Here is a 24,467-nt window from a genome sequence, read left to right as displayed (position 1 = left end):
TACATATCAATCTCTACCTGTGACTACTGACATAAAGAAAAAGGGGAACGGCCTGCTCCTGCTGGCCGTCCTTGGCGGCATGTTCCTCGCGATGCTCGACCAGACGATCGTCGGCACCGCGCTGCCCAAGATCACCTCTGAGCTGGGCGGCACCGACCTCTACACCTGGGTCGTGACCTCCTACCTGCTGACCTCGACGGTGACCGTCCCGCTGTACGGCAGGCTGTCCGACCAGTACGGCAGGAAGCGCCTGCTGCTGATCGGCGTGGTGGTGTTCGTGATCGGCTCCGCGTTGTGCGGGCTGAGTCAGGACATGACCCAGCTCATCGCCTTCCGCGGTTTGCAGGGCCTCGGGGCCGGGGCGTTGATGCCGCTGTCGATGGCGCTGGTGATCGAGCTGTTCCCGCCGGACAAGAGCGCCAGGGTGCAGGGCGCGCTCGGTGGCGTGATGGCGCTGAGCTTCGTGGCCGGCCCGTTCCTCGGCGGCCTGTTCACCGACTACGCGAGCTGGCGCTGGGCCTTCTACGTGAACGTGCCGCTCGGCATCATCCTGACCGCGATCATCGTCATGCGCCTGCCGTTCCGCAAGGGCACCGGCGGCGGGCGGCCCGACTACCTGGGCATCGCCGTCTTCGCCGTGGCGATCTGCGCGTTGCTCGTCGGGCTGACCAACAAGGGCATCGGCGACAACACCTGGACCACGCTGACCGTCGCCGGGCCGATCATCGGGTCGCTGGTGCTGCTCGCGGCGTTCGTGCTGATCGAGCGGCGGGTGGCCGACCCGATCATGCCGATGCACCTGTTCGCCAACCGCAGCTACACGCTGGTCAACGTGGTCTCGTTCTTCACCGCTTTCTGCATGTTCGCCGGGGTCGTCTTCCTGCCGCGTTACTTCCAGGAGGCGCTCGGGGTCAGCGCGACGAGCTCGGGTCTGCGCATCTACCCGCTCACGCTGGCCATGGTCGCGGGCAGCGTGATCATGGGCGCGCTGATGTCGCGGACCGGTCTGTTCAAGCCGTTCCTGCTCGGGGCCCCTGTGCTGCTGATCGCCGGGACGCTGCTGTGCGTGAACCTGTCGCTCGACACCGCGCCGCTGGCGCTGGCCGGGTGGATGGCGCTGATCGGGCTGGGCATGGGGCCGATGTTGTCCGGGCTGACCGTGGCGATCCAGCAGTCCGTCCCGCCGCAGTTCATCGGTACGGCTACCGCCAACCTGACCTTCTTCCGGCAGATCGGCGGCTCGGTGGCGCTCGCCATCGCAGGGACCGCTTATGGCTCGGTGGTCACCACGGAGGCGCCGCTCCACGGTCTGCAGGCGGCGCACGCCTCGGCTGCGGCGACCGTCATCCCGTGGCTGGGCGTCGCCGGGGCTCTGATCGCGTTCCTGGCCCTCACCGGGCTGCCTGGGGGTCGGCTGACGCGGGCCGTACCGGTGGAGCAGAAGCTGGAAGCCCTGGTCTGAACGGGCCCGGTTTCGCGCTGTGTGGGCAGTCGTGCGAAGCTGTGGGTTGTCCCCAACACCAGGAGGTCCTCATGGCTGACACCCCGGCGGAGCCGGACAACACGCAAGACGCCGAAGTCTCAGAGGACGAGATGAAGCGCAAGTTCCGCGAGGCGCTGGAGCTGAAGAAGAACCAGCACGCCGAAGCGGCGGCCGGTGGCAGGGGCAAGGACCCCTCGAAGATCCACGGCACGCACGGTCCTGCTGGTGGCAAGCGCACCTTCCGCCGCAAGAGCGGCGGTTAATCCTCCAGGGGGTACGGCCCAGCCGTACCCCCTTCTTTGTCCCCACCTCCTCGCGACCCCCACCTCTTCGCGACCCTTGGCGCGACCCCCAGCGACGCCCGCGATCTCCCCGTGAGACCCGCGACCTCCCGTGAGTTCCCCCGCACCCCCGCGTCGCTCCACTCGCCCCTTTGGCGCGCCACCCGCGATCCCCGACCTCCCGGCCCCAGGTCTCCCAGGCCCCCAGCGCCCCCACCTTCTGCGACTCGGGCTCTCCTGCGGCCCCAGCGCCCCCACCTCCCGCTACTCGCGCCCTCTCGGGCCCCGCGCCCTCCATGCGGCTCCATGGCGCGGCTTTCCTCTCGTTGCCGACCTTCATCGGGCCTTTGACGATCTCCTTCTCCAGGGGTGTGCATTCCGCCAGGGGAAGGTAGATCCATTTCGGGCCCCCGCCCTGTGATTGGCGTGACATTCGCCCCGAGATCGACAAGCGGCGGGAAATGTGCGAAATCCGGGGCTGTGCAGGGCTTTCGTGGTTGATAGGCACTACTGATTCATGGGACACCAAGGTAGATCTTCTGGGGTTTTCATGGGTTTAGTTTTGCTTTTGTCCCGCTTTGTGCCTACAGTCCTAAGCGTTACCAGCCGGTGACCTGGCCCTTCACCAGGAAGAGGCAGCCGGCTGGCGCCGAATCCCGCGAACGCGGGAGCCGGGGACCCACGTCCCTTGGGGTGAATCCGACCTCCCCAGGTCGGTAGGGCATCTCCACGCCCGAACCCGTCAGCTAACCCGGTAGGCGCGATGGAGAGGACCACGAACTTATGCGTTTCCACGCCCCTTCCCCCTTTCGTGCCGTAACGGCCCCCGGGTACTGATCTTTTTCTCCCGCTCTTTCGCGTAGCGACCGTCTGGCCCTTCTGCCCGGCTACGCGCCTTCTTGAGCGCGACTTTCCCCGTCCCCGCACAAAGGACCTTTCTTCTTCATGACTCCCCGCTTCGCCATGCGCACGTTCACCATGCTCGCTGTCGCCGGCCTCATCGCCGGAGCAGGCGCAGCCGCCGCCCACGCCGACGTCGAGATGACCCCCGTCGCCCAGCAGAACGAGAAGCCCGTCCTGCTCAAGGGGTCCACCACCGCCTCGTACTACTGGGACGACTCCTCCGGCCGCGCCGGTGACACGGGCCTGCCCGCCAGCGGCAAGCCGATGCAGAAGGGGATGGCCGCCAGCCCGAGCTGGCCGCTGTTCACCGAGGGGTACGTGGTCTACAAGGGCAAGAAGGCGCCGTTCTTCGTCGGCGACCGGGGTCCTGGCAACCCGTCGAACAACGGGGTCATGCTCGACCTCGACGCCAAGACGTTCGCCTACCTGCTGGGTGGCACGTTCAACAGCGGCACGCTGGGTGTGGACGGTGTCGGTGGCGAGGGGCACGCGAAGGTGGAGTACGTCATCACCAAGTGGGGCAACGGGGTGGGCAAGAAGAACCACCCGGTGGCGTTCTCCACGGGTGCTTGGGCGCGTAAGGACAGCAACCCCGCCAAGCCGCCGGTCCTCGCCGCCAAGGCTCCGGTGAAGAAGGCCGAGCCTGCGAAGAAGGCGGCTCCGGTCGAGGCCGCTGCTCCTGCCGCTGCGCCTAAGCCGATCGACGTTCAGGCGATGGCCGTGAAGTCGGACGCCACGGAGTCGAACACCATCGGTGGTGTCGCCATCCTGGGTGGTCTCGCGCTGCTCGGCGGTGGGCTGTTCCTGGCTCGGGGGCGGATCTCCGCTCTCGTCAAGCGCTGATCCCACGCTCGTAGCCCGGTGCCCGCCGTACAGGGCGCCGGGCTCCGCCGTACCCCGACCCGCCGACGCGGCGCCTTGGGGTGCGCGCCCTTAGCTCGGAAGGCCCATGTACCCCCCGGTTGGCCGAGACACTACGGTCATCCTCGCGCTACCCGGGGGTTGCGGGCGGACCTCCGCTCTCGTCAGGCGCTGATCCACCGCTCGTTGCCCGGTGCCCGCCGTACAAGGCGCCGGGCTCCGCCGTACCCCGACCCGCCGACGCGGCGCCCTGGGGTGCGCGCCCTTAGCTCGGAAGGCCCATGTACCCCCCGGGTGGCCGAGACACTACGGTCATCCCGCGCACTGCCCGCGCTGCGGGCGCGCTACCCGGGGGTTGCGGGTGGGGCTTTTCTCTGGGCGATTAGAATGTCATTCTATTTGGCATGACCGAGTTCGCGAGCGTCAACGGCCTCCAGCTCTGCTACGAGTCCTTCGGGTCCCCGGAAGACAAACCCATGCTGCTCATCATGGGCCTCGGCGCACAGATGATCTTCTGGGACGACGAGCTCTGCCAGCTCCTCGCCGACCAGGGACACCACGTCGTGCGGTTCGACAACCGGGACGTGGGCCTGTCCACCCACCTGCACGAGGCGGGCCCGCCCGACCTCGCCGCCGCGCTCGGTGGCCACCCGCAGGCCGCCTACCTGCTCAAGGACCTCGCCGCCGACGCCGCAGGACTCATGGACCACCTCGGCTGGCCGTCCGCCCACATCGTCGGCGCCTCCATGGGCGGGATGATCGCCCAGACGTTCGCGATCGAATACCCCGAGCGCACCCTCACGCTCACCTCGATCATGTCCACCCCCGGCCCCGACATCGGCGCCCCGAGCCCCGAGGCGGGCGCCGCGCTGCTGATGCCGCCCGCCCCCGACCGGGCGACAGCGGTCGAGCGCTCCTTCGAGCTGTGGGGGATCATCGGCTCCCCGGGCTTCGAGATGGACCGCGAGCGCGTGGCCAGGATCGCCGGGCTCTCCTACGACCGCGCCTACGACCCGGCGGGTACGGCCAGGCAGCTCGTCGCGATCATCGCCTCGGGTGACCGTACGGACCAGCTGAGGCAGCTGGACGTGCCGGCGCTCGTCATCCACGGCGAGGCCGACAGGCTGGTCCAGCTGCCCGGCGGGATCGCGACCGCCGAGGCCATCCCCGGGGCCAGGTTGCTGACGTTCCCGGGAATGGGCCACGACCTTCCGCGCCAGCTCTGGAAGCAGATCACCGGCGCGATCACCGAGCTCACCTCGGCCTAGACCTCCAGCTTCTCCTCGATCACGCGCAGCTGGTGGCGGGCCAGCGCCAGGTTGGCGCGCCCCCGGTCGAGCGCGAGGTAGACGAACAGGCCCTTGCCGCTCCTGCCGGTGATGGGCCTGATGAGGTGGTACTGCGAGCTGAGCGAGATGAGGATGTCCTCGATGCCGTCCTTGAGACCGAGCGACTCCATCGTGCGGAGCTTGGCCTTCATCACCTCGGTGTTGCCCGCCGCCGCCACCTGCAGGTCGAGCTCCTTGGAGCCGCCGAGCGAGCCGAGCGCCATGCCGCTGCCGTAGTCGACGATCGCCGCACCGATCGAGCCGTCGATCGCCATCATCTCCTTGAGCGAGATGTCCATGCTGGCCATGTGTTTCCTCCTGGGTTAGCGATTTCGCGAGGCCAGGGCGGCCACGGCGGCCGCCGTCTTGCGACCCTCCAGTCTCAGCAGGCCGAGGTTGGTGCCCGGCTCGGCGAGGACTGTGAGGACGATGGTGGGGCCCGCCGGATAGAACGCGGCGAACCCTGCTGTGCCGGACATGAGCGTCTCTTCGAGCACGCCCCGGCCGGCCATCTCCGACATGCGCCTGCTGAGCGACAGGACGGCGGCCGCCAGCGCGGACGTCCGCTCGCTCGTGTCGTCGCTCCCGTCGCAGGCGAGCATGAGCCCGTCCACGGTGCAGGCGACGCTCCCGCTGACCTCCGGCGCGCGTTCGCGCAGGAGGCGCATCTCCTTGGCGACCTCTTCGCGCAGTTCCACGGACGGCCTCCTTCTGAGTGAGGGGAACCTCACGACAGCTCCTCCAGCGCCTTCTTCAACCTGACCAGCACGTCCATGTCCGTCGGTTCGTACAGGGGCGCGGGCGGCCGGTCGCCGTGTTCCTGCCTGACCCGCTTGGGCAGGCCGCTCGGCTGCTGTAACAGCCCGGCCGCCGCCATCCGCCGTACGGCAAGCAAAGTCGAGTAGGCGGGTCTGCCCAGCCGCCTGGCGAGGTCGAGCGGCGTCGACTGGCTGTCGGTGTGGACGAGCACCTCCCACTCCAGGTCGCTGAGCAGGATCCGGTGGCAGCGCGGGCTCGGCACCGGGATGACGGGCGACGTGTCGTACTCGGCCGTCGGCCACAGCTGCGTCAGCCTGGTGCGCCTGCGCGCGCACTCGCGGATGAGCCCGGACACCTCGAAGTACCACTGCGTGCCCAGCCAGTGCTGCTCCCCGGGGCGGAACTTCGGCCTGGTGCCCTTGGAGGGCAGCAGGAAGTACGCGGCGTCGAGCACCGCGCCGAGCACGCAGAACTGCAGCTCGCCCCTGGTCACGGCGCCGCTGTCGACCAGCAGGTCACCGCCCTCCTGCTGCGCCGAGCGCAGGGCGGTGGCGCTGACCCGGCCCGAGGCCCGCAGGAGGTCCTCGACGCTGGGCGTCTGGGCGCACTCCATGTAGGTGACCCGGCCGTCGGCCAGGAACACTGTTCCGGTCCTGCCCAGGCGGATGGAGCCGGAGGCGCGCTCCTTGGCGAGGCCCGTCAGGAGGGTGTCGAAGGCAGACATGGCTCACATCGTCAGCTGGCTGGAGATCGTGTGGAGCCGGTGCCTGGCGAGCGCCAGGTTGGCGAGTTTCAGATCAAGGTGCAGGTAGATCACCAGCGGGCCCTCGAAAGGGGTGTCGAGGGTTCTGAGCAGGTGGTAGCCGCGGTCGGTGACGACGATCATGTCGTCGATCCGGACCGTTCCACCGGGGGACGCCTGGGCCAGGCCGTCCATGGTCGCGCGTACCGTCTCACTCAGGGCGGCGGCCGACGCGGAGACGTCGAATCCGTCGGCGCCGCTGGTGGCCACGGCCATGCCGCTGGTGTGGTCGACCACCAGGGCGTCCAGCGCCCCAGGGATGGCCATGACCTCGGTGAGGCAGTCGTCAAGTCCGAGCACCCGGTCAGCGTAGGAGCAGGCGCTGAGACTGAAGGGGCGCGAGAGGAGAGATACGTATCGGCGTAGAACGAAATATCTCCCGAGTGGCAAACCTGCCTCGGCAAATCAGGGCGTACCCGAGAGATATTCATATTCTTCGCGCGTTTCCGCAGGTCAGATGCCCGGCTCGTCGGGAAGAAGAGCTTTTTCATCGGGTTTATGGACCAACACATTCTTCACATAAGACTCGACCGCCGGAACGAGTCCGACATCGGCTCCCGCCGCCTCCGACAGATACCAGCGGTGATCGAGAACCTCGTGGAAGAGCTGGGCGGCCTCCAGCTTGCGCCGCATCTCCGCCGGGATGGCGTCTATCGTCGGCTGGAAGACCTCGGCCAGCCACCGGTGCGCCACTATCGCCTCGTCCTCGTGGCGCAGCCCCTTGGCGACGCGGAAGCCGTCCAGGTCGTTGAGCAGGCGGCGGGCCTGGTTCTCCTCGACGTCCAGGCCGGTGAGCCTGAGCAGGCGGCGCTGGTGGTGTCCCGCGTCGACGACCTTGGGCCGCACGATCAGCCGGCCGGTGCCGACCTTGCGCCTGACCATCATCTCGGCCACGTCGAAGCCGAGCAGGTTCAGCCGCCTGATCCGCTGCTCCACGCGGTGCCAGTCGACCTCCTCGATGATCTCGTCGGTGGTCAGCTCGCTCCACAGCCGGTGGTAGCGGGCGGTGATCTGCTCGGCGATGTCCTCAGGGTCGATGGACGGGTGCAGCAGCTCGCCCGCCTCCAGGTCGAGCATCTCGCCGAAGATGTTCATGTGCGCGATCTCGATGTCGTGCAGGCGCTGGCCCTCGCTGATCATCGGGTGCATGTCGCCGGTCTCGGCGTCCACGAGGTAGGCGGCGAACGCCCCCGCGTCCCTCCTGAAGAGGGTGTTGGACAGCGAGCAGTCGCCCCAGAAGAACCCGTTGAGGTGCAGCCTGACCAGGAGTACGGCCAGCGCGTCGAGCAGCCGCGTGAGCGTGTCCGGGCGCAGGGTGCCGGACATGACGGCGCGGTAGGGCAGCGAGTACTGCAGGTGGCGGGTGATCAGCGCCGCGTCCAGGCCCTCCTCGCGCCCGGTCACGTAGGCGACCGGCTCCACCGAGGGCGCGTCCAGCCTGGCCAGGTCCCACAACAGGCGGTACTCGCGCTTGGCGTACCGCTCGCTGATCTCCTTGATGGCGTAGACCTTGCCGCCGAGCCTGGCGAAACGCACCACGTGCCGCGAAATGCCGCGCGGGAGATCGACCAGATGGCGTTGCGGCCACTCTTCCAAGGGGAGCTCCCAGGGGAGCCTGATGAGGTCGGGGTCGCCGAGCGCGCCGGTGATCTGCAGGGCCATGGCGCCCAGGATATGGTGCATCGGTGGACGAGTTTCTCACCTGGTACTTTTCACGCAATCCGGTCGCAGCCACCTTGCTGGGCGCCGACGGTCACGACCGCACCCTGGGTGACTGGACGGCAGAGGGCCTGCTCACCTACGAGCGCGAGCAGGCCGAGTGGCTGGAACGGCTGAGCGCCGTCACCGGCGGCACGCTCGACGACGAGATCGACCGCGGGCTGGTGATCTCGCAGCTGAAGGGGGAGCTGGCCTTCGGCGACTGGCAGTCGTGGCGGCGCGACCCCACCGCCTACCTCGGCACGATCTTCTCCTCGCTGTTCGTACCGTTCCAGCGGGGGCTCAAGCCCGAGGCCGCGCTGGTGGACGCCGCTGTGGCGCAGCTGGCCGAGGTGCCCGGGGTGCTGGCCGCCTGCCGTACGAACCTGGACCCCGACCTGGCGGCGCCGCTCTTCGTCAAGCGGGCGCTCGGGCAGGCGCGTACGGCACGCGGGCTGCTCACCCAGACGATCCCCGGGATGGTCCAGGACCCCGCATCGCGTGCGCGGCTCCTCGACGCCGCCGGGCCCGCCGCTGACGCGTTCGACTCGCTCGTCGGGTTCCTCGAGACCTTCGAGTGCGGCGGGACGTGGCGGATGGGGGAGAAGCTCTACTCCACGCTGCTGCGCGAGCGCGAGATGCTCGGGTACGGCGCCGCCGAGCTGCACGAGAAGGGCAAGGAGCAGTGGGCCCTGCTCGACGGGCAGATGGCCGAGGTGGCGCTCAAGGTCAACGGCACGCGGGACTGGCGGGCGGCGCTGGAGTCGCTCATGGACGACCACCCGCCGACGCTGGAGGCCATGCGGGCCGAGTACGAGGCGGAGACGCAGCGGGCCAGGGAGTTCGTGCGCGCGCGTGACCTGGTGACCTTCCCCGAGGGGGAGGAGTGCGTGGTGTTGCCGTCGGCCGAGTACAACCGGCCGATCCTGGCTGTGGCGCACTACATCGCGCCGCCGCCGCTGACTGCTTCGCGGCGCGGGTTCTTCTTCGTGCCCTACACGCCTGACTCGTTCACGCCTGAGCAGGTGGTGCAGCGGCTGCGGTCGAACTCGCGGGCCAGCATGCCCGCGGTCTCGGTGCACGAGGCTTATCCGGGCCACCATTGGCACCTGTCACACATGTCCGGAAATTTGCGGACGGTGCGGAAGGTCTTTCGGACGCCGTACTTCACCGAGGGCTGGGGTCTCTACGTCGAGAAGATGCTCCATGAGCAGGGGTATTTCGACACGCCCGCCACCGAGCTGTCCTTCCTCGACGCGCGGATCTTCCGGGCGGCGCGCATGGTGGTGGACACGGCGCTGCACTGCGACGACATGTCGATCTCGGACGCGGAGACCTTCATGGCCACCCGCTCCGCGCTCTCCCCGGAGACCTCGGTGGGCGAGGTGAACCGCTACTGCGCGTGGCCCACCCAGGCTCCGTCCTACCTGACCGGAGCGCTGGAGATCGACCGCATCCGGGAGTCGTGGACAGGGTCCTTGAAGGACTTCCACGACCGCCTGGCCGGGAGCGGCGGTCTTCCCCTCGGGCTCGCCGCCCGCACGGTCGCCTAGGGGTTCCTGCGGGGGAACGCCGGCGGGTGGAGGGCGCGGTCGACCACGCCCGCCAGCTGTTCCTCCGTGAGGATCGTCGGCTTGCCGATCGACAGCCCCCGCACGTACACCTCGCACAGCCACTCCAGCAGGCGGGTCAGCTCGAACGCCTGCTCAAGAGTCGCCCCCACGGTCACGCCGCCGTGGTTGGCCATCAACGCGCCCTGCCGCCCGTCGAGCGCGGCCCGCACGTTGGCGGCCAGCTCCGGCGTGCCGTAGGTCGCGTACTCGGCCACGCGCACGGTCCCGCCCAGCATCAGCGCGTTGTAGTGGACGGCGGGGAGTTCGGTCATCGTGGTGGCGACGACGGTGCCGAAGACGGAGTGCGTGTGCACGACGGCCTGCGCGCCGGTCGCGGCGTAGACGGCCAGGTGCATGGGGGTCTCGGAGGAGGGCTGGAGGTCGCCTTCGACCAGGTGGCCGTCGAGGTCGACGATCGGGCACATCTCGGGGGTGAGCCGGTCGAGGGCGGCTCCCGAGGGGGTGACGGCCACGAGATCGCCGTCGCGGACGCTCAGGTTGCCCGAGGTGCCGATGACCAGGCCCAGCTCGATGGCCTTCCTACCGTACTCGCACACCTGCTCGCGCAGCTCGCCCATCCTCATGCGGGGCAATGTAGTCGGTCGTCCGAAATAACTCAACGACCCACCCACTCCCAGGAAAAGACCTCACCCCCCGAAGAGACCGCAGCTCCCACGGACGGCCGCCCCCGGGGGATCTCCTCCCCCCCACGGGGGCCACCCCTCAGGCATATCCGCCTGTGGGGCTGAGGTCCCTCAGGGGCGACCGTCCGTGGGGGCGAGGTCCCTCAGGGGCGAGCTCCTGATGGGTGGGTCAGCCCCCGAGGGTGCGGAGGAGGTGTTCTGCCTCGGTCAGTACGGCGGGCAGGGCGTCGGCGGGGTGGTCCGTACTCGCGAGAAAAAGGCCCGCCTCGCACAGCGCCCCGAAGATCAGGTGGGCCAGAACCTCCGAGTCGTCCCCGGTAGCCGCCGTGAGACCGTCGCGCAGGACGCGCAGCGTGTGGTCGGCCTGCAGGGCGCGGACCCCCTGCCATCCCAGCACGGAAGGCCCGTCCAGCAGGACGATCTGGCGGAAACCCGGATCGAGGCAGCGCTCCAGAAAGGCCCTCGCCCCCGCCGCCAGCGCGTCCATGGGGTTGGGCGCGCGCCCCGCAGCCTCCTCCAACACCGCGGCCACCTGGGACTGCTCCTGTTCGAAGACCGCGCGGAACAACGCCGCCTTGCCGTCGAAATGGTGATAAGCGGCGCCCTTCGTCATCCCCGCCGCAGCCGCCACCGCGTCGATGGAGGTGCCCGCGTAACCGTCGCGGGCGAACAGCAGTCGCGCCACCTCGACCAGCGTCGCCGAGGTCGCACCCGAACGCTCCGCCTGGGTACGGCGAACCATCCCTTGACACCTCCATGCATCGAACGTAAGTTCGAACTCCAAGATACATACCCTCGGTATGAAAGCGAGTTCGTCCATGAACGCACCGCTCATCGCAATCTACGGGGCCACCGGACACACCGGACGCCTGGTGGCCAAGGAACTCCTCGCCCGCGACCACCCCGTCATCCTCGCGGGCAGGAACGGCGCGAAACTCCAGGAACTGGCCGTCGAACTGAACGCCCCAGACGGCAGGATCAGGACGCACGTGGCGACCCTCGACGACGAGGCGGCGCTCCGCGAGCTGGCCGAGCGCAGCGCGGTGATCGTCCACTGCGCCGGGCCGTACGCCGAGACCGCCCTGCCCCTGGCCCAGGCCGCGGTCGACGGCGGCAGCCACTACATCGACCACGCGGTCGAGCCGCACCCGGTGAAGCTGCTGTTCGACACGATGCAGGCGCGGGCGCAGTCGGCGGGGATCGTGATGATCCCGCAGCTGAGCTTCTACGGCGGGATCGCGGACCTGCTGGCGGCCGCGGTGACGGAGGGGATGGGGGACGTCGACCGGGTGACCGTGGGGTACTCGGTGACCGGGTGGCGGATGACGCCGGCCGCGGTGAAGACGGCCGAGTTACTGATCGGCGAGATCGACAGGGTGACGTTCGCGGACGGTGTGCAGCGGGTGGAGCCGGTGGAGATCCGTAACACGGTGTTCCCGTTCCCGCCGCCGGTCGGGCCGCGGACGATGATCGCGCCGTTCCCGTCGGGGGAGGTGGTGACGATTCCGCGTCACGTGCCCGCCCGGCGGGTGGAGTCGCAGCTCACGGCGAGCACCTTCGAGGAGGAGCAGACCTTCACCAGCCAGGACGCGACGGCTGAGGAGCGGGCGCGCACCGACTTCATGATCGCCGTCCAGGCCACCTCGGTGGGCGGTGGGGGACGCAACGGTCACGTCCGCGGGTCGGACATCTGGTGGGTCGGCGCGCTCGCCTCGGTGGAGGCCGCCACGCGGCTGGCCTCAGGTCAGACCCCACCCAAGGCGGGCGTCCTGAGTACGGCGGAGGCCTTCCCCGCCGCCCCCTTCCTCCGCCACCTCGCCACCCTGAACGCCTTCACCCTCGCCCTGTAACCAGCCGGTCGAGGGCGGTGAGCATCAGGCGCTCGAGGTCGACGCGGGTCAGGCGGCCGGGGTAGAGGAGCAGGTGGAGAGACAGACCGTCCACCAGGGCGAGCAAATGCTCGGTGACGTCGTCAAGGTTCTCGCCACTCGCGATCTCCCCGGCCGCCTGCGCCTCGCCCAGCAGGGACCGTACGGCCGCGCGCAGCTCCTCCGCCTCCGCCCGCTGCACCTCGGCCAGGTGCTCCGACGCCAGGCTGCGGCTCCAGAAGCTCACCTCCAGCCGCGTCTCCTGCGTCCGCTCCGCGTCCAGCGGCAGGTTGTCCAGCAGCACCTCGCGCAGGGCCGCCACCCCCGACACCCCCCGCACCCGCCGCGCCAGCCGCGAGCGGATCCGCTCGTGTGACTGCCGCAGCGCCGACAGCAGGATCTCGTCCTTGTCGGCGAAGTAGTGCGCGAGCACCCCGTTGGAGTACCCCGCCTCCTTGGCGATCGCCCGCGTGGTGGCCGCGTCGATGCCGTCGCGCACGATCACCCGCCGCGCCGCCGACAACACCTCGCTGCGTCGCTCGTCGTGGTCAACGATCTTCGGCATGAGTGAGCTCCCTTCCGTCCAGCAGCATATTGACTTTTTATTCGGACGTCTGTCTACTAACCACCATGACCGTCGTCACCGTGGGTGTGCACATCGTCGACATCCTGACCAGGCCCGTGGAGTTCATCCCGCAGGGTCAGGACACCGTGCTGGTCGACCAGATCCGGCTCACAGCCGCGGGCGCCGCGGCGGGCACGGCGGTCGATCTGGCCAAGCTGGGTCACGAGGTCGTCTCCCTGGGCGCCATCGGCGACGACGAGCTCGGCGACTTCCTCCTCATGGTCATGGCCAGGCACGGCGTCGACGTCTCCAAGCTGGTGCGCAAGCCGGGCGAGCAGACCGCCGCCTCCATCCTGCCGATCAGGCCGGACGGCGGGCGCCCCAGCTTCCACGTCCCCGGCGCGAACCTGGGCGTCACCCTGGCCGACCTCGATGTCGACGCGCTAAGGGCGGCCGGTGCCGTGCACCTGGGCGGCGTCGACGTGACGTTCGGCCTCGGCGACCCGGCGTTCTTCGCCCTCCTGGACGAGCTCCGCGCGCAGGGCACGATCATCACGATGGATCTGCTGTCGGAGATGCCGGACCTGCTGGGCATGGCCAGGGCCTTCCTCCCGCACGTGGACTACTTCCTGCCCAACGACTCCCAGGCGCTGCTCATGACCGGCGCCGACGACGTGGCGACCGCCGCCTCCCAGCTGCTGGCCGAGGGCCCGAAGGGCGTGCTCGTCACGCTGGGCGCCGAGGGCAGCCTGGTGGTCACGCCGGAGGGCACGACCCGGGTCCCCGCGCTCAAGGTCGAGGTCAGCGACACGACGGGCTGCGGCGACGCCTACTGCGCCGGGTTCGTCACCGGCCTGCTGAGCGGCCGCGACGTCGTCGGCGCCGCGAGGCTGGGTACGGCTGCCGCCGCCCGCGTCGCCACCGGCCTGGGTTCGGACGCGGGCATCGAGAGCCTGGACGACGTTATCCGTACAGAAAGTGAGAATTCATGAAGGACGGCGAGCTCCGCGAGCGGGCACTCAAGGTTGTCCCAGGCGGCATGTACGGTCACCTGAACGCGGCCATCTTCGCCCCCGGCTACCCGCAGTTCTTCGACCGCGCCGAGGGTTGCCGCCAGTGGGACGTCGACGGCCGCGAGTACATCGACTTCATGTGCAGCTGGGGCCCCATCGTGCTCGGCCACCGCCACCCCAAGGTCGAGGAGGCAGCACAGAGGCAGCTCGCCAAGGGCGACACGCTCAACGGCCCCGGCCCGATCATGGTCGAGCTGGCCGAGCTGCTCGTCGACACGGTCCCGAGCGCCGACTGGGCGATGTTCTCCAAGAACGGCACGGACGCCACCACCCAGGCCCTCATGGTGGCCCGCGCGGCGACCGGCCGTACCAAGGTGCTCATGGCGCACGGCGCCTACCACGGCGCCGACCCGTGGTGCACGCCGTCCATGGCGGGCGTCACCCCGAACGAGCGCGCCGACCTGGCCGAGTTCACCTACAACTCGCTGGAGTCCCTGGAAGCGGTCGCCGCCGAGCACGACGGCGACGTGGCGGCGATCATCGTGACGCCGTTCAAGCACGACTCGTTCGAGGACCAGGAGCTCGTCGAGCCCGCCTTCGCGCGCGGCGCGCGGGCCCTGGCCGACCGCATCGGCGCCGCCCTGGTGATCGACGACGTGCGCGCGGGGTTCAGGATCGACCTGCGCGGCTCGTGGGAGCCGTACGGCGTGCGCCCGGACCTGACGGCGTGGTCGAAGGCGATGGCCAACGGCTACCCGATCGCCGCCGTGACCGGCACGGACGCCCTCAGGAACGCGGCCCAGACCCTCTACTCGACCGGCTCGTTCTGGTTCTCCGCCGTCGCGATGGCCGCGGCGAAGGCGACCATCGAGACGCTGCGCGACGACGACGGCATCGCCCAGATGAACCGCGCGGGCGCCCAGCTCCGAGAGGGGTTGTACGCGCAGGCGAGGACGCACGGCTTCACCGTCAACCAGACCGGTCCCGTCTCGATCCCCTGGCTGAGCTTCGAGGGCGACGCGGACCTGTCGAGGGCGATGTTCTGGAGCGACGCCTGCCTGCGCCACGGCGTCTACATCCACCCGTGGCACAACTGGTTCATGTCGGCCGCGCACACCGAGGCCGACGTGGCCAGGGCGCTGGAGGGCACCGACCTGGCCTTCGCCGAGACCCGCAAGCAGTTCTAGGCGCGCTTGGCGGACTCGGCGGCGGCCCAGGTGTAGATGCTCTGGGCCATCAGCGACTGCTCGGTCCGCGCCCTGGTGGAGAACACCTCGGCGCGGACCCGGTGCACCCCCGCGTCGTCGGGCGCCGCCAGGGCGGCCATCTCGGCGAGGTTCCCGGCCAGCCGCTCGTCGCCGTCGGCCAGCGCCTTCAGCGCCGCGTCCGCGAGCGCTGACGCGCCACCGGCGAGCCCGGCCACGGCCGAGGCGATCGCGGCGTCGGAGGCGGGCTTGAGGTTGGCCGGGTTGCCGTCGTACCAGCCGCCGTAGAGCCGCCACAGGTTCCTGACGATGAACTCGGGCTCGTCGTAGCGCGCCCGCAGGTACGGCCGGTCGGCGAGGTGCTCCAGCGGCTTGACGGTGTGCACGATCTCGTCGAGCCGCGCCCCGGCGTTCAGCAGGTCGAGCGTCTGGGTGACGAGCGACTCCAGCCACTCGGCCGTCTCCAGCAGCGCCGTGCGGATCCTGGCCGCGCCGAAGATCGGCGCGCCGTGGCTGGGCAGCATGATCTCGGCGTCGAGCGCGGCCATGCGGCGCAGCGCGTGCACCCACTCGCGCGGGTAGCGCTGCACCTTCTGCGGGTTGCCGCAGTTGGGCGTCACCCAGATGAACAGGTCGCCGGGCAGCAGCAGCCGGTGCTCGGGCACGTAGGCCACGGTCGCGTCGTCGGTCTCGCCCTTGGCGTGGAAGAGCTCGAACGTCAGCCCGCCCGCCCGCACGGTGAGCGCGTCGCGGTAGGAGACGTCGGGCTGCCGGTAGTCCATCGGCCAGCGCAGGTTGGGCGCCTGGAACTGCCGCTGGTTGATGACGGAGTTGTAGCCGTTGGTAAGGACGTAGCGAGCGAACCGCTCGGCCACCGCCTCGTGCGCGTAGACCGTGGCCCGCCGGTCCTGCTCGAAGGGAGCGACGCCGAAGACGTGGTCGATGTGCCCGTGCGAGAAGAACGCCGAGGTCAGCGGCGCAGACGACCACGCGCGCACGTCCTCGTACAGCTTCGCTGTGGAGAACGGCGAGCTGGTGTCGAACAGCAGCAACTCGCCCTCGGTCTCGAAGGTGATCACGTTGCCGAACCCCGGCCACCAGCCGAGCCCGCCGGCGATGGTCTGGACGCCCTTGCCGTCCATCCCGTTGTCGACGATGCTGTCTGCCATCTCGCCGCGCCAGACGCGGTCGGCGTACTCCTCAATCATGGTCCCCAGCCTCTCCCCGGCCCCGCGCGACAGGCAATGGGAGCGAGCACAGCGGCCCCCGGGTCACGTTGTGACATCCCAAGGTCACGTCTCGGTTTCGAGCCCTTGACGCCTATTGCGAGCGTCCGTACGTTCAGGCAAACGTTTAGGAAACTTTCCTATTTGATCCCCAGGAGAGCCCGCATGACCCACCCGGGAGAGATCACTCGGCGGCAGTTGCTGCGCCGAATCGGCCTTACCGCTCTCGTCGCCGGCCCCGGCGCGGGCCTGCTGACCGCTTGCGCCACCGGTGGTACGGCCACGCCGTCCGCCGCCCCCGTCACCACCGCCGCAGCGGGCAACGACCCGAAGAACCCCTTCGGCGTCGACCCCAAGAAGCCCCTCGAAGTCGTCATCTTCAGCGGCGGCTACAGCGACGCCTACGCCAAGGACGTCCACGAGGTCCTGTACGCCAAGGAGTTCGCCGGCGTCTCGATCAAGCACAACGGCACCCAGGCCATCGGCACCCAGCTCCGCCCGCGCTTCCTCAGCGGCGACGTGCCCGACGTGGTCAACAACTCGGGCCCCGAGGCCATGGACCTGGCGGCGCTCGCCGCCGAGGGCCACCTGGCCGACCTGACCCCGCTGTGGGACGCGCCCTCGATCGACGACCCGAGCAAGAAGGTCCGCGACACCATCACCCCGGCCGCCATCGAGAACGCCAAGCTCAACGGCAAGGACCTGGTGCTCAACTACACGGTGTCGCACCGCGCGCTGTGGTACGACGCCAAGTTCTTCGAGGCCAAGGGCTGGACGCTGCCCAAGACCTGGGACGAGTTCCTGGCGCTGGGCGAGAAGGCCAAGGCCGAGGGCATCCACCTGTACGCCTACCCGGGCCAGAAGGGCCCGTACTACCAGCTGTGGAACATGCTCTACACGGCTGCGAAGATCGGCGGCAACCAGGTCATCATCGACATCGACAACCTGGTCGACAACGCCTGGAAGTCGGAGCCGGTCAAGGCCGCGCTCACCGCGTGGCTCGACGTCCAGACGAAGTACGGCGACAAGTCGTACCAGGGTCTCGACCACACCCAGACGCAGATCAAGCACCTGCAGCACAAGGTGCTCTTCTACGCGACGGGCTCCTGGCTCGAGAACGAGATGGAGAAGGACAAGCCCGCCGGGTTCGAGTACGCCATCGCGCCGGTCCCCGCCGTCACGGCCGCCGACAAGATGCCGTACGAGGCCATCCAGGTCGGCGTCGGCGAGAACTTCATCGTCGCGGCCAAGGGCAAGAACCCGCAGGGCGGCCTGGAGTACTTCCGCGTCATGCTCTCCAAGGAGGGCGCGAAGGGCTTCACCGAGAAGACCAAGAACCTCACCGTGGTCAACGGCGCGGCCGAGGGCCTGACCCTGACGCCGGGCCTGGTCAGCGCGGCCAAGGCGCAGGACGCCGCCGGTCAGAACATCATCACGGACGCGCGGTTCGAGGGCTGGTACAAGGAGCTGTTCGACTACGCCACCAAGCAGACGAACGCCCTCATGTACGGGCGTATCTCGGTGGACGAGTTCATGAACACGGTCCAGAAGAAGGCCGACGACATCAAGGCCGACTCCTCGATCACCAAGCAGACCAGGAACGCCTGATTTTGATGGAGCGGTTGCGCAAGTACGGGTTCGTCACCGGGTTCCTCATCGTCCCGGTGACGCTCTACGTGGTCTTCGTCCTCAGTCCTTACGTGCAGGCGTTCCAGCTCTCGTTCACGAGCTGGAACGGCTACCAGGCCAATCCCGCCTACGTGGGGCTGGAGAACTTCGTCCGGCTGTTCAAGGACGAGATCTTCTGGCAGTCGCTGCGCAACCACGGGATCATCCTGCTCGTGCTGCCGCTCCTGACGATCGCGCTGGCACTGTTCTTCTCCTTCCTCCTCAACCTGGGCGGCGGCTCGCGGGGGTCCGGGATGCGGGGCGTGTGGGGGTCGACCTTCTACAAGGTCGTCTTCTTCGCCCCGCAGGTCCTGGCCGTGGCCGTGGTCGGCGTGCTGTGGAAGGCGATCTACCGGCCCGACGAGAACGGCGTGATCAGCAGCATCCTCGCCAGGTTCGGCGCGGAGCCGGTCGGCTGGCTCACCGAGCCCAAGCTGGCCCTGTGGTCGCTGATCGCCGTCATGGTGTGGCAGGCGGTCGGGTTCTACGTCGTGCTGTTCGCGGCCGGGATGGCCGCCATCCCGAAGGACTACTTCGAGGCCGCGGCGCTCGACGGGGCGGGCCGGTTCCGCCTGTTCTTCTCCATCACGCTGCCGCTGCTGCGCGACACCGTCCAGGTGGGCTGGGTCTACCTGGGCATCGCCGCGTTCGACTGCTTCGCGCTGGTCCAGGTGCTGTCCATCGACGCCGGTGGCCCGGACGGCGCGACCACGGTGCTGCCCGTGGAGATCTACAAGACGGCCTTCTCGTTCAACAAGGTCGGGTACGCCTCCGCGATGGGCGTCGCGCTGTTCTTCCTGACCATTACGTTTGCCGTCCTGACCCTGCGGGTTTCCAGGCGCGAGAAGATTGAGCTCTGAGATGGCCAGGACGACCCCCAAGCCCAAGCGCAGCTTCTTCGGCGCCCTGTCGCATCTGGCGCTGGCGATCTGGGCGCTGCTGATCATCCTGCCGCTGCTGTGGACGTTCCTGGCGGCGTTCAAGAACAACACCGAGATCTTCGGCGACGCCCTGCAGTTGCCCGGCGCGATCCGCTGGGACAACTGGGCGCGGGCGTGGAGCAAGGCGCACGTCGGCACGTACATGATCAACACCGTCATCGTGGTGTTCTTCAGTACGGCGGGCACGATGTTGTTCGGCTCGATGGCGGCGTACGTGCTCGCCCGCTACAAGTTCGTCGGACAACGGCTGATCTACCTGCTCTTCGTGGCCGGGATGGCCTTCCCGGTGTTCCTGGCGGTCGGGCCGCTGTTCTTCATCGTCAAGCAGTTCGGCCTGCTCAACTCGCACATCGGCCTGATCATCGTCTACATCGCGTACTCACTGCCGTTCACGGTGTTCTTCCTTGCCGCCTTCTTCCGCACGCTGCCCGAGGCGGTCGCCGAGGCGGCGAAGATCGACGGGGCCTCGCACACCCGTACGTTCTTCCAGGTCATGATGCCCATGGCCAAGCCGGGCCTGATCAGCATCACCATCTTCAACGTGCTCGGCCAGTGGAACCAGTACCTGCTGCCGCTGGCGCTCGTTCCAGGCGACAAGGACAAGTGGGTCATCACCCAGGGCATCGCCGACATCTCCACCATCGCGGGCTACGAGGCCGACTGGCCCGCGCTTTTCGCCGCGCTCAACCTCGCGATCATCCCTGTACTGATCATCTACATCATCTTCCAGCGCCAGATCCAGTCAGGTCTGGGCGCGGGTGCGCTGAAATAGTCCTATGTGGACCGAACACGACAACGAGATCAAGCGCACGATCGAGGCCCCGGACTTCCCGACGGCCATCCGCATCGTCGACGAGATAGCCGTCAAGGCAGAAGAGCTCAACCACCACCCGGACATCGACATCAGGTGGCGCAAGCTCCACCTGACGCTGACGACCCACGACGCGGGCGGGCTCACCGACCTCGACCACAAGCTCGCCGCCATCATCGACGAGATAGCCGCCAAACACGGCGCGTGAGCACATGACTACTCACTAGAGTGGCTCCTCTGATCCGGGCCACTCTGGGGAGTAGTCATGCGCATTCCCGCGCTCCTAGCCGTCCTGCTCGTAGCCGGTTGCAGCCAGTCGACCGCGGCCCCGTCGCCCTCCCCCGAGGGAGCCGTACGGCTGTCCGGGGGTGGCCAGTTCGCCACCAAGGGCACGGCGGCCGTCGTCTACGACAGCAAGCTCGCGCCCGAGGGCGCGCAGGCCAGCGCGACCGTCGAGTCCTCGCCGGGCAGGACCGTGTCGTCCCTGGTCGTCGAGGGCCTGCTGGCCAAGCGCGCGTACGGCGCGCACCTGCACGTCAACCCGTGCGGCGCCAAGCCCGACGACGCGGGAGCCCACTTCCAGCACCAGGCGGGCCACGCCGACGCGGCCAACGAGGTGTGGCTCGACGTCAAGACCGACGAGGCGGGCATGGGCCGCGCCACGGCCACCCAGGCGTGGGGCTTCCCCGTGGGCACGGTGCCCGGCTCGATCGTCATCCACGCCCAGCCCACCAAGGCAGACGGCACAGCGGGCCCGCGCGTGGCCTGCGTCACCCTGTCGCGCTGAGCACCTTGCGCCCGACGGCCACCTGGACGAACAGCTTCTCCTGTACGGCGTGCCGCTCGATCGGCGGGCGCCATTCGAGCGGCGTGACCAGCCCGGGTTCGAGCAGCTCGAAGCCGTCGAAGAAGCGCATGATCTGCTCCGGCGTCCTGGACACGTAGGGCGCGGAAGGCCGCCCGCCCGCCTTGGCGATCACCGCTTCGAGCAGGGCGGGTGGGAAGGAGACGTGCGAGAGCACGAGATAACTGCCCGGCGACATGGCGCCGGTGAGCGTGGCGACGATCCCGTACGGGTCGTCCTCCTCGGTGACGAAGTGCAGCACGTTGTTCAGCACCAGCGCCATCGGCCTGGACAGGTCGACCCGCTCCAGCAGGCCGGGCTGCGTCAGGATGTCGGCTGGCTTGCGCAGGTCCGCCTGGACGAGCGTGACGTGCTCGGTGGTGGCCAGGAGCGCGTTGCCGTGCGCGATGACGACGGGGTCGTAGTCGACGTAGACCACCCGGGCGCTGGGGTCGACCTGGTGCGCCACCTCGTGCACGTTCTGCTCGGTCGGCAGCCCTGAGCCCACGTCGACGAACTGGCGGATGCTCGCCTCTGCCGCCAGGTGGTGGACCGCGCGGATGAGGAACTGCCGCGACTGCCTTGCCTCGTCCCGCGCGTTGGGCTGCATGGCGAAGAAGACGTCGGCGAACTCGCGGTCGGCCGCGTAGTTGTTCCGCCCGCCCAGCGCGTAGTCGTACATGCGGGCGGCGTTCGGGACGGAAATATCCACACCTTCAGGCGCAGGGTAATCAAAGTCCACATCTGGGACGATACTTCACGCCTCTACAGAAATGGATCTTCCGCTAATATGATTACATGATTACCAACCCGGGTCGTACCTGGCAGCCGCCCCGTTTAAGGCTGTTCGAGGACGGCCAGCGGCGGGCCACCTGGCTTGAGCTGTTCTACGACCTCGTCTTCGTCGTAGCGGTCGCAGAGCTCGCCGGGGTCCTCGCCGACGGCAACGTCGGCGGCTACGTCGGGTTGTTCATCCCGATCTGGTGGGCGTGGGGTGGTTACGTCTTCTACGCCAACCGTTTCGACACCGACGACGTCAGCCATCGGCTGCTCGTCACCGCCCAGATCCTCGCGGTCTCCCTGATGGCCGCCAGCATCGGCGACATCCAGGGCCGCTCGGCGCTGTTCGCCGTAGCGTACACCCTGGTCAGGCTGCTGCTCATCGTCGCCTATATCCGGGTCGCGAGGAGCATTCCCGAGGCCAGGGCGCTGGCGGTCAGCTACGCCACCGGGTTCTCGATCGCGGTGGTCTTCTGGCTCGGCTCGCTCGCCCTGCCGCTGCCGCAGCGCTACCTCCTGTGGGGCGTCGCGATCGTGATCGACCTGGCCACGCCGTTCGTCAGCAGGCGGTTCCAGCACGCGCTGCCGCCGCAGAGCGAGCACCTGCCCGAGCGGTTCGGCCTGCTGGTCGTCATCGTGCTCGGCGAGGTGGTCGCCTCGATCATCATGGGTCTCAAGGACCACCCGATCACGCCGGTCACGCTGCTCATCGCCCTGGCCGGGATCGTGGGCGCGGTGGCGGCCTGGTGGGCCTACTTCGACCACATCGACGAGACCGTCGTGCTGCGCACGCAGATGGCCGGTCAGGTGTGGACCTACTCGCACCTGCCGCTGGCGATGGCGCTCGTGGCCTTCGGCGTCGGCGTGGAGCAGCTCATCGTGCACCCGGGCGCCACCGCCTGGTGGATCATCGCGGCCGCCGTCGCCGGAGTCGCGCTCTCGCTCGCCGCCCAACGGATCAGCGCAAGGAAGCCGTCATGAAGGAACTGTTCGACAACCAGCTCGCCGCCATCGCGGCGGGCGACCTCGACGCCCTGATGGCCCAGTACCACGACGAGGCGACCCTGGTCCGCCTGGACGTGGTGGCCGAAGGAAAGGCCGCCATCAGGGAGCTGATGGCGGCCTATTTCACCCGCGAGCCGAAGCTGGCCGAGCTCAAGAACGTCCAGTACGCGGGTGACGTCGTCCTCTACAACGCGGGGATGACGATCGGCGGCGCCGACTTCAACACCTTCGGCACGTTCGTCGTCCGTGACGGCAAGATCTGGCGCCAGACGGCGATCGCCCTACCGGCCTGACGGGCGGCCGTTACGGCGGCCCGCTCTCACGCTCGTCGGCCGTGCCCCTGGAGGGAGCCCGGCCACGTGCGGTGGCCGGGCGTCCCTCGGCTCCGCCGTACCCCCTCAGTGACCTGCGGGGATGGTGCCGAGCCGACCCGCCTGGTAGTCCTCGAAGGCCTGGACGAGTTCGGCGCGGGTGTTCATCACGAACGGGCCGTAGTGCGCGACCGGCTCGCCGATGGGCTCGCCGCCGAGCACGATGACCTCCAGCCCGGTCTTCGGCGATGCGGTGATCGTGATGGTCTCGGCGTCCGTGGCGAGGCCGGGACGGTTGCCGAAGCCCTCGAAGACGGCGAGCTGGCCGCTGTCCAGCGGTCGCTTCTCCGCGCCCACGGTGCCCTTGCCGGACAGCGCGTAGGCGAGCGCGTTGAAGTCCTTGCGCCACGGCATGGTCAGCTGCGCGCCGGGGCTGATGCTGGCGTGCAGCAGCGTGATCGGGGTGTGCGTGGCGCCAGGCCCCGCGTGCCCCGCCACGTCGCCCGCGATGAGCCGCACCAGGGCGCCGCCGTCGTGGCTGCTCAGCAGGACGACGTTGGACCGCCCGATGTCCTGATATTTCGGGGCGAGCATCTTGTCCTTGGAGGGCAGGTTCACCCAGAGCTGGATGCCGTGGAACAGCCCGCCCTGCTGGACGAGCCACTCCGGCGGAGCCTCGATGTGCAGCAGGCCGGAGCCGGCTGTCATCCACTGCGTGTCCCCGTCGGTGATGACCCCGCCGCCACCGTGCGAGTCCTGGTGCACGAACGTGCCGTCGATCAGGTAGGTGACGGTCTCGAAGCCGCGGTGCGGGTGCCAGGGCGTGCCCTTGGGCTCGCCCGGCGCGTAGTCCACCTCGCCCATCTGGTCCATCATGATGAACGGGTCGAGATAGGTGGGCTTGATTGCGGCCAGCGCCTTGCGCACCGGGAAGCCCTCGCCCTCGAAGCCGCTGGGCGCGGTCTCCACGGCGAGCACCTTCCGCGGGATCCCCAGGTCCTCTGGCAGGCGGGGGAGGGTCAGCGGGTTCTCTACGGTCACGGCGGGCATCTCAGGCTCCTTCCAGCGAGCTACGCACCCCATAACCAAGTTTATATTTCAACTATTCCGCGCTGAACAGCTAGGCGGGGATCCGCGCCATCATGCGTTCCATCCCGTTGACCCAGTTGTCGCGCAGCGCCTCTGTGGCCCCACGGAGATCGCCCTCGTCCAGCAGTAACGCGATCTTGCAGTGCTCCGCCGCCTCCCGCTCCAGCGGCGCGTCGTCGCCGACCATGAGGTGCGCGTAGCGGCGCATGCCCGCCTTGACGCTGGTGATCAGGTCGAGCAGCCGCTCGTTCTGGCAGCCGCTGAGCAGCAGGTCGTGCCACTCGTCGTCGTGCCGTTCTATCTCCTGCTGCTCGGCGACCTGGTCGGGGAAGTCGTTGGCCAGCCGCAGCAGCTCGGGGGCGACCCTGCGCAGGTGGTCGGGGTCGGAGGTGTCGAGCGCGAGCGCCTCGAGCGCCGCGACGATCTCGCACAGCTCGCGGAACTCCTTGCGGCTGACCGGCGCGAACCTGAACCCGCGTCCCTGGTTGCTCTCCAGCACGCCCTCGCCCGCGAGGGTGATGAGGGCTTCGCGGAGAGGGGTACGGCTGACGCCCAGCTCGCCGGCGAGCGCCACTTCGTTGATGTCGGTGCCCGCTGAGAAGTCGCCGCGATCGAGCCTGCGCAGCAGCTCTTCCCTGATCTGCTCCCGTAGCGGTCGCCGCTCGATCGGCATGCAGTCCTCCGGTTGTGTATGCCCCCGTGCAAGCCTAGCGCTTGACGTGATGCAAAATACTGCACTATGAATTCTGTGTACAAAATAGTACATGTC

The 24,467-nt window shown here is 68.7% G+C and carries 27 protein-coding genes and 1 riboswitch; of the genes, 15 read left to right on the top strand and 12 right to left on the bottom strand.

The window, feature by feature from the left end:
* Positions 1 to 19: 19 nt before the first annotated feature.
* From ACIBG8_RS38990 to ACIBG8_RS38975, 4 genes are all read left to right on the top strand, one after another.
* On the top strand, positions 20 to 1,462 hold the full coding sequence (locus ACIBG8_RS38990) for an MDR family MFS transporter (RefSeq protein ID WP_397348233.1): 1,443 nt from the start codon (positions 20 to 22) through the stop codon (positions 1,460 to 1,462).
* A 71-nt stretch (positions 1,463 to 1,533) separates the two neighbouring features.
* A complete protein-coding gene (locus ACIBG8_RS38985; RefSeq protein ID WP_397348232.1) occupies positions 1,534 to 1,746 on the top strand; it encodes a DUF5302 domain-containing protein in 213 nt (70 codons plus the stop codon).
* 655 nt (positions 1,747 to 2,401) lie between these two features.
* A riboswitch (cyclic di-AMP (ydaO/yuaA leader) is annotated at positions 2,402 to 2,540 on the top strand.
* A gap of 169 nt (positions 2,541 to 2,709) precedes the next feature.
* Positions 2,710 to 3,510, top strand: a complete 801-nt coding sequence (locus tag ACIBG8_RS38980; protein WP_397348231.1) for a hypothetical protein — start codon at positions 2,710 to 2,712, stop codon at positions 3,508 to 3,510.
* A gap of 422 nt (positions 3,511 to 3,932) precedes the next feature.
* Positions 3,933 to 4,796, top strand: coding sequence for an alpha/beta fold hydrolase (locus ACIBG8_RS38975; RefSeq protein ID WP_397348230.1), 864 nt, complete (start codon positions 3,933 to 3,935; stop codon positions 4,794 to 4,796).
* On the opposite strand, the gene ACIBG8_RS38970 is transcribed toward ACIBG8_RS38975, so the two are convergent.
* The 5 genes from ACIBG8_RS38970 to ACIBG8_RS38950 all read right to left on the bottom strand — a co-directional run bounded on the left by ACIBG8_RS38970 (position 4,793) and on the right by ACIBG8_RS38950 (position 8,079).
* Positions 4,793 to 5,164: a hypothetical protein gene (locus ACIBG8_RS38970; RefSeq protein WP_397348229.1), complete on the bottom strand. Its 372-nt coding sequence runs from the start codon at positions 5,162 to 5,164 to the stop codon at positions 4,793 to 4,795. The genes ACIBG8_RS38975 and ACIBG8_RS38970 overlap by 4 nt on opposite strands.
* A 15-nt stretch (positions 5,165 to 5,179) precedes the next feature.
* Positions 5,180 to 5,554, bottom strand: coding sequence for a roadblock/LC7 domain-containing protein (locus ACIBG8_RS38965; RefSeq protein WP_397348228.1), 375 nt, complete (start codon positions 5,552 to 5,554; stop codon positions 5,180 to 5,182).
* A 29-nt stretch (positions 5,555 to 5,583) separates the two neighbouring features.
* Entirely contained in the window at positions 5,584 to 6,339 is a 756-nt protein-coding gene (locus ACIBG8_RS38960; protein WP_397348227.1) for a hypothetical protein, read from the bottom strand.
* A gap of 3 nt (positions 6,340 to 6,342) precedes the next feature.
* On the bottom strand, positions 6,343 to 6,717 hold the full coding sequence (locus tag ACIBG8_RS38955; protein WP_397348226.1) for a roadblock/LC7 domain-containing protein: 375 nt from the start codon (positions 6,715 to 6,717) through the stop codon (positions 6,343 to 6,345).
* 153 nt (positions 6,718 to 6,870) lie between these two features.
* Positions 6,871 to 8,079 (bottom strand): DUF4032 domain-containing protein, encoded by a 1,209-nt coding sequence (locus ACIBG8_RS38950; protein ID WP_397348225.1) that lies wholly within the window; start codon positions 8,077 to 8,079, stop codon positions 6,871 to 6,873.
* 23 nt (positions 8,080 to 8,102) lie between these two features.
* Between ACIBG8_RS38950 and ACIBG8_RS38945 the strand changes: the two genes are divergently transcribed.
* Complete coding sequence (locus ACIBG8_RS38945; RefSeq protein ID WP_397348224.1) at positions 8,103 to 9,668, top strand: DUF885 domain-containing protein; 1,566 nt, start codon at positions 8,103 to 8,105, stop codon at positions 9,666 to 9,668.
* On the opposite strand, the gene ACIBG8_RS38940 is transcribed toward ACIBG8_RS38945, so the two are convergent.
* Positions 9,665 to 10,312, bottom strand: a complete 648-nt coding sequence (locus tag ACIBG8_RS38940) for a class II aldolase/adducin family protein (protein ID WP_397348223.1) — start codon at positions 10,310 to 10,312, stop codon at positions 9,665 to 9,667. The genes ACIBG8_RS38945 and ACIBG8_RS38940 overlap by 4 nt on opposite strands.
* Positions 10,313 to 10,541: 229 nt before the next feature.
* Complete coding sequence (locus ACIBG8_RS38935; protein ID WP_397348222.1) at positions 10,542 to 11,114, bottom strand: TetR/AcrR family transcriptional regulator; 573 nt, start codon at positions 11,112 to 11,114, stop codon at positions 10,542 to 10,544.
* 76 nt (positions 11,115 to 11,190) lie between these two features.
* Here ACIBG8_RS38935 and ACIBG8_RS38930 point away from each other — a divergent pair, with 76 nt between their 5' ends.
* On the top strand, positions 11,191 to 12,222 hold the full coding sequence (locus ACIBG8_RS38930; protein WP_397348221.1) for a saccharopine dehydrogenase NADP-binding domain-containing protein: 1,032 nt from the start codon (positions 11,191 to 11,193) through the stop codon (positions 12,220 to 12,222).
* Here ACIBG8_RS38930 and ACIBG8_RS38925 read toward each other — a convergent pair.
* Entirely contained in the window at positions 12,206 to 12,805 is a 600-nt protein-coding gene (locus ACIBG8_RS38925; RefSeq protein WP_397348220.1) for a TetR/AcrR family transcriptional regulator, read from the bottom strand. The two genes, ACIBG8_RS38930 and ACIBG8_RS38925, sit on opposite strands and share 17 nt — an antisense overlap.
* A gap of 65 nt (positions 12,806 to 12,870) precedes the next feature.
* On the opposite strand from ACIBG8_RS38925, the gene ACIBG8_RS38920 reads away from it, so the two are divergent.
* Both ACIBG8_RS38920 and ACIBG8_RS38915 read left to right on the top strand, forming a co-directional pair.
* The gene (locus ACIBG8_RS38920) at positions 12,871 to 13,797 is read left to right on the top strand and encodes a carbohydrate kinase family protein (protein WP_397348219.1); all 927 of its coding nucleotides are present in this window, start codon (positions 12,871 to 12,873) and stop codon (positions 13,795 to 13,797) included.
* Complete coding sequence (locus ACIBG8_RS38915) at positions 13,794 to 15,005, top strand: aminotransferase class III-fold pyridoxal phosphate-dependent enzyme (RefSeq protein WP_397348218.1); 1,212 nt, start codon at positions 13,794 to 13,796, stop codon at positions 15,003 to 15,005. Before ACIBG8_RS38920 ends, ACIBG8_RS38915 begins: the two co-directional genes overlap by 4 nt.
* Here ACIBG8_RS38915 and ACIBG8_RS38910 read toward each other — a convergent pair.
* Positions 15,002 to 16,231: an alkyl sulfatase dimerization domain-containing protein gene (locus ACIBG8_RS38910; protein ID WP_397348217.1), complete on the bottom strand. Its 1,230-nt coding sequence runs from the start codon at positions 16,229 to 16,231 to the stop codon at positions 15,002 to 15,004. The two genes, ACIBG8_RS38915 and ACIBG8_RS38910, sit on opposite strands and share 4 nt — an antisense overlap.
* Positions 16,232 to 16,414: 183 nt before the next feature.
* On the opposite strand from ACIBG8_RS38910, the gene ngcE reads away from it, so the two are divergent.
* From ngcE to ACIBG8_RS38885, 5 genes are read left to right on the top strand one after another with little or no spacing between them, the layout of a single operon-like run.
* Complete coding sequence (gene ngcE / locus ACIBG8_RS38905; protein WP_397348216.1) at positions 16,415 to 17,857, top strand: N-acetylglucosamine/diacetylchitobiose ABC transporter substrate-binding protein; 1,443 nt, start codon at positions 16,415 to 16,417, stop codon at positions 17,855 to 17,857.
* Between the two features lie 5 nt (positions 17,858 to 17,862).
* A complete protein-coding gene (locus tag ACIBG8_RS38900; RefSeq protein ID WP_397348215.1) occupies positions 17,863 to 18,777 on the top strand; it encodes a carbohydrate ABC transporter permease in 915 nt (304 codons plus the stop codon).
* Between the two features lies 1 nt (position 18,778).
* Positions 18,779 to 19,630, top strand: a complete 852-nt coding sequence (locus ACIBG8_RS38895; protein ID WP_397348214.1) for a carbohydrate ABC transporter permease — start codon at positions 18,779 to 18,781, stop codon at positions 19,628 to 19,630.
* 4 nt (positions 19,631 to 19,634) lie between these two features.
* Positions 19,635 to 19,877: a 4a-hydroxytetrahydrobiopterin dehydratase gene (locus ACIBG8_RS38890; protein ID WP_397348213.1), complete on the top strand. Its 243-nt coding sequence runs from the start codon at positions 19,635 to 19,637 to the stop codon at positions 19,875 to 19,877.
* A gap of 57 nt (positions 19,878 to 19,934) precedes the next feature.
* Positions 19,935 to 20,456: a hypothetical protein gene (locus ACIBG8_RS38885; protein WP_397348212.1), complete on the top strand. Its 522-nt coding sequence runs from the start codon at positions 19,935 to 19,937 to the stop codon at positions 20,454 to 20,456.
* On the opposite strand, the gene ACIBG8_RS38880 is transcribed toward ACIBG8_RS38885, so the two are convergent.
* Positions 20,440 to 21,255: an SAM-dependent methyltransferase gene (locus ACIBG8_RS38880; protein ID WP_397348211.1), complete on the bottom strand. Its 816-nt coding sequence runs from the start codon at positions 21,253 to 21,255 to the stop codon at positions 20,440 to 20,442. The two genes, ACIBG8_RS38885 and ACIBG8_RS38880, sit on opposite strands and share 17 nt — an antisense overlap.
* Positions 21,256 to 21,311: 56 nt before the next feature.
* Here ACIBG8_RS38880 and ACIBG8_RS38875 point away from each other — a divergent pair, with 56 nt between their 5' ends.
* Both ACIBG8_RS38875 and ACIBG8_RS38870 read left to right on the top strand, forming a co-directional pair.
* On the top strand, positions 21,312 to 22,274 hold the full coding sequence (locus tag ACIBG8_RS38875) for a low temperature requirement protein A (protein WP_397348210.1): 963 nt from the start codon (positions 21,312 to 21,314) through the stop codon (positions 22,272 to 22,274).
* Positions 22,271 to 22,591, top strand: a complete 321-nt coding sequence (locus ACIBG8_RS38870) for a nuclear transport factor 2 family protein (RefSeq protein WP_397348209.1) — start codon at positions 22,271 to 22,273, stop codon at positions 22,589 to 22,591. Before ACIBG8_RS38875 ends, ACIBG8_RS38870 begins: the two co-directional genes overlap by 4 nt.
* Before the next feature lie 105 nt (positions 22,592 to 22,696).
* Here ACIBG8_RS38870 and ACIBG8_RS38865 read toward each other — a convergent pair whose 3' ends face one another.
* The gene (locus ACIBG8_RS38865; protein ID WP_397348208.1) at positions 22,697 to 23,659 is read right to left on the bottom strand and encodes a pirin family protein; all 963 of its coding nucleotides are present in this window, start codon (positions 23,657 to 23,659) and stop codon (positions 22,697 to 22,699) included.
* A 70-nt stretch (positions 23,660 to 23,729) separates the two neighbouring features.
* Positions 23,730 to 24,371: a GntR family transcriptional regulator gene (locus ACIBG8_RS38860; RefSeq protein ID WP_397348207.1), complete on the bottom strand. Its 642-nt coding sequence runs from the start codon at positions 24,369 to 24,371 to the stop codon at positions 23,730 to 23,732.
* Positions 24,372 to 24,467 lie beyond the last annotated feature (96 nt).

It is taken from the genome of Nonomuraea sp. NPDC050556 (genome assembly GCF_044457355.1).
GTDB lineage: Bacteria > Actinomycetota > Actinomycetes > Streptosporangiales > Streptosporangiaceae > Nonomuraea.
This window is presented reverse-complemented; position numbering and strand designations above follow the sequence as displayed.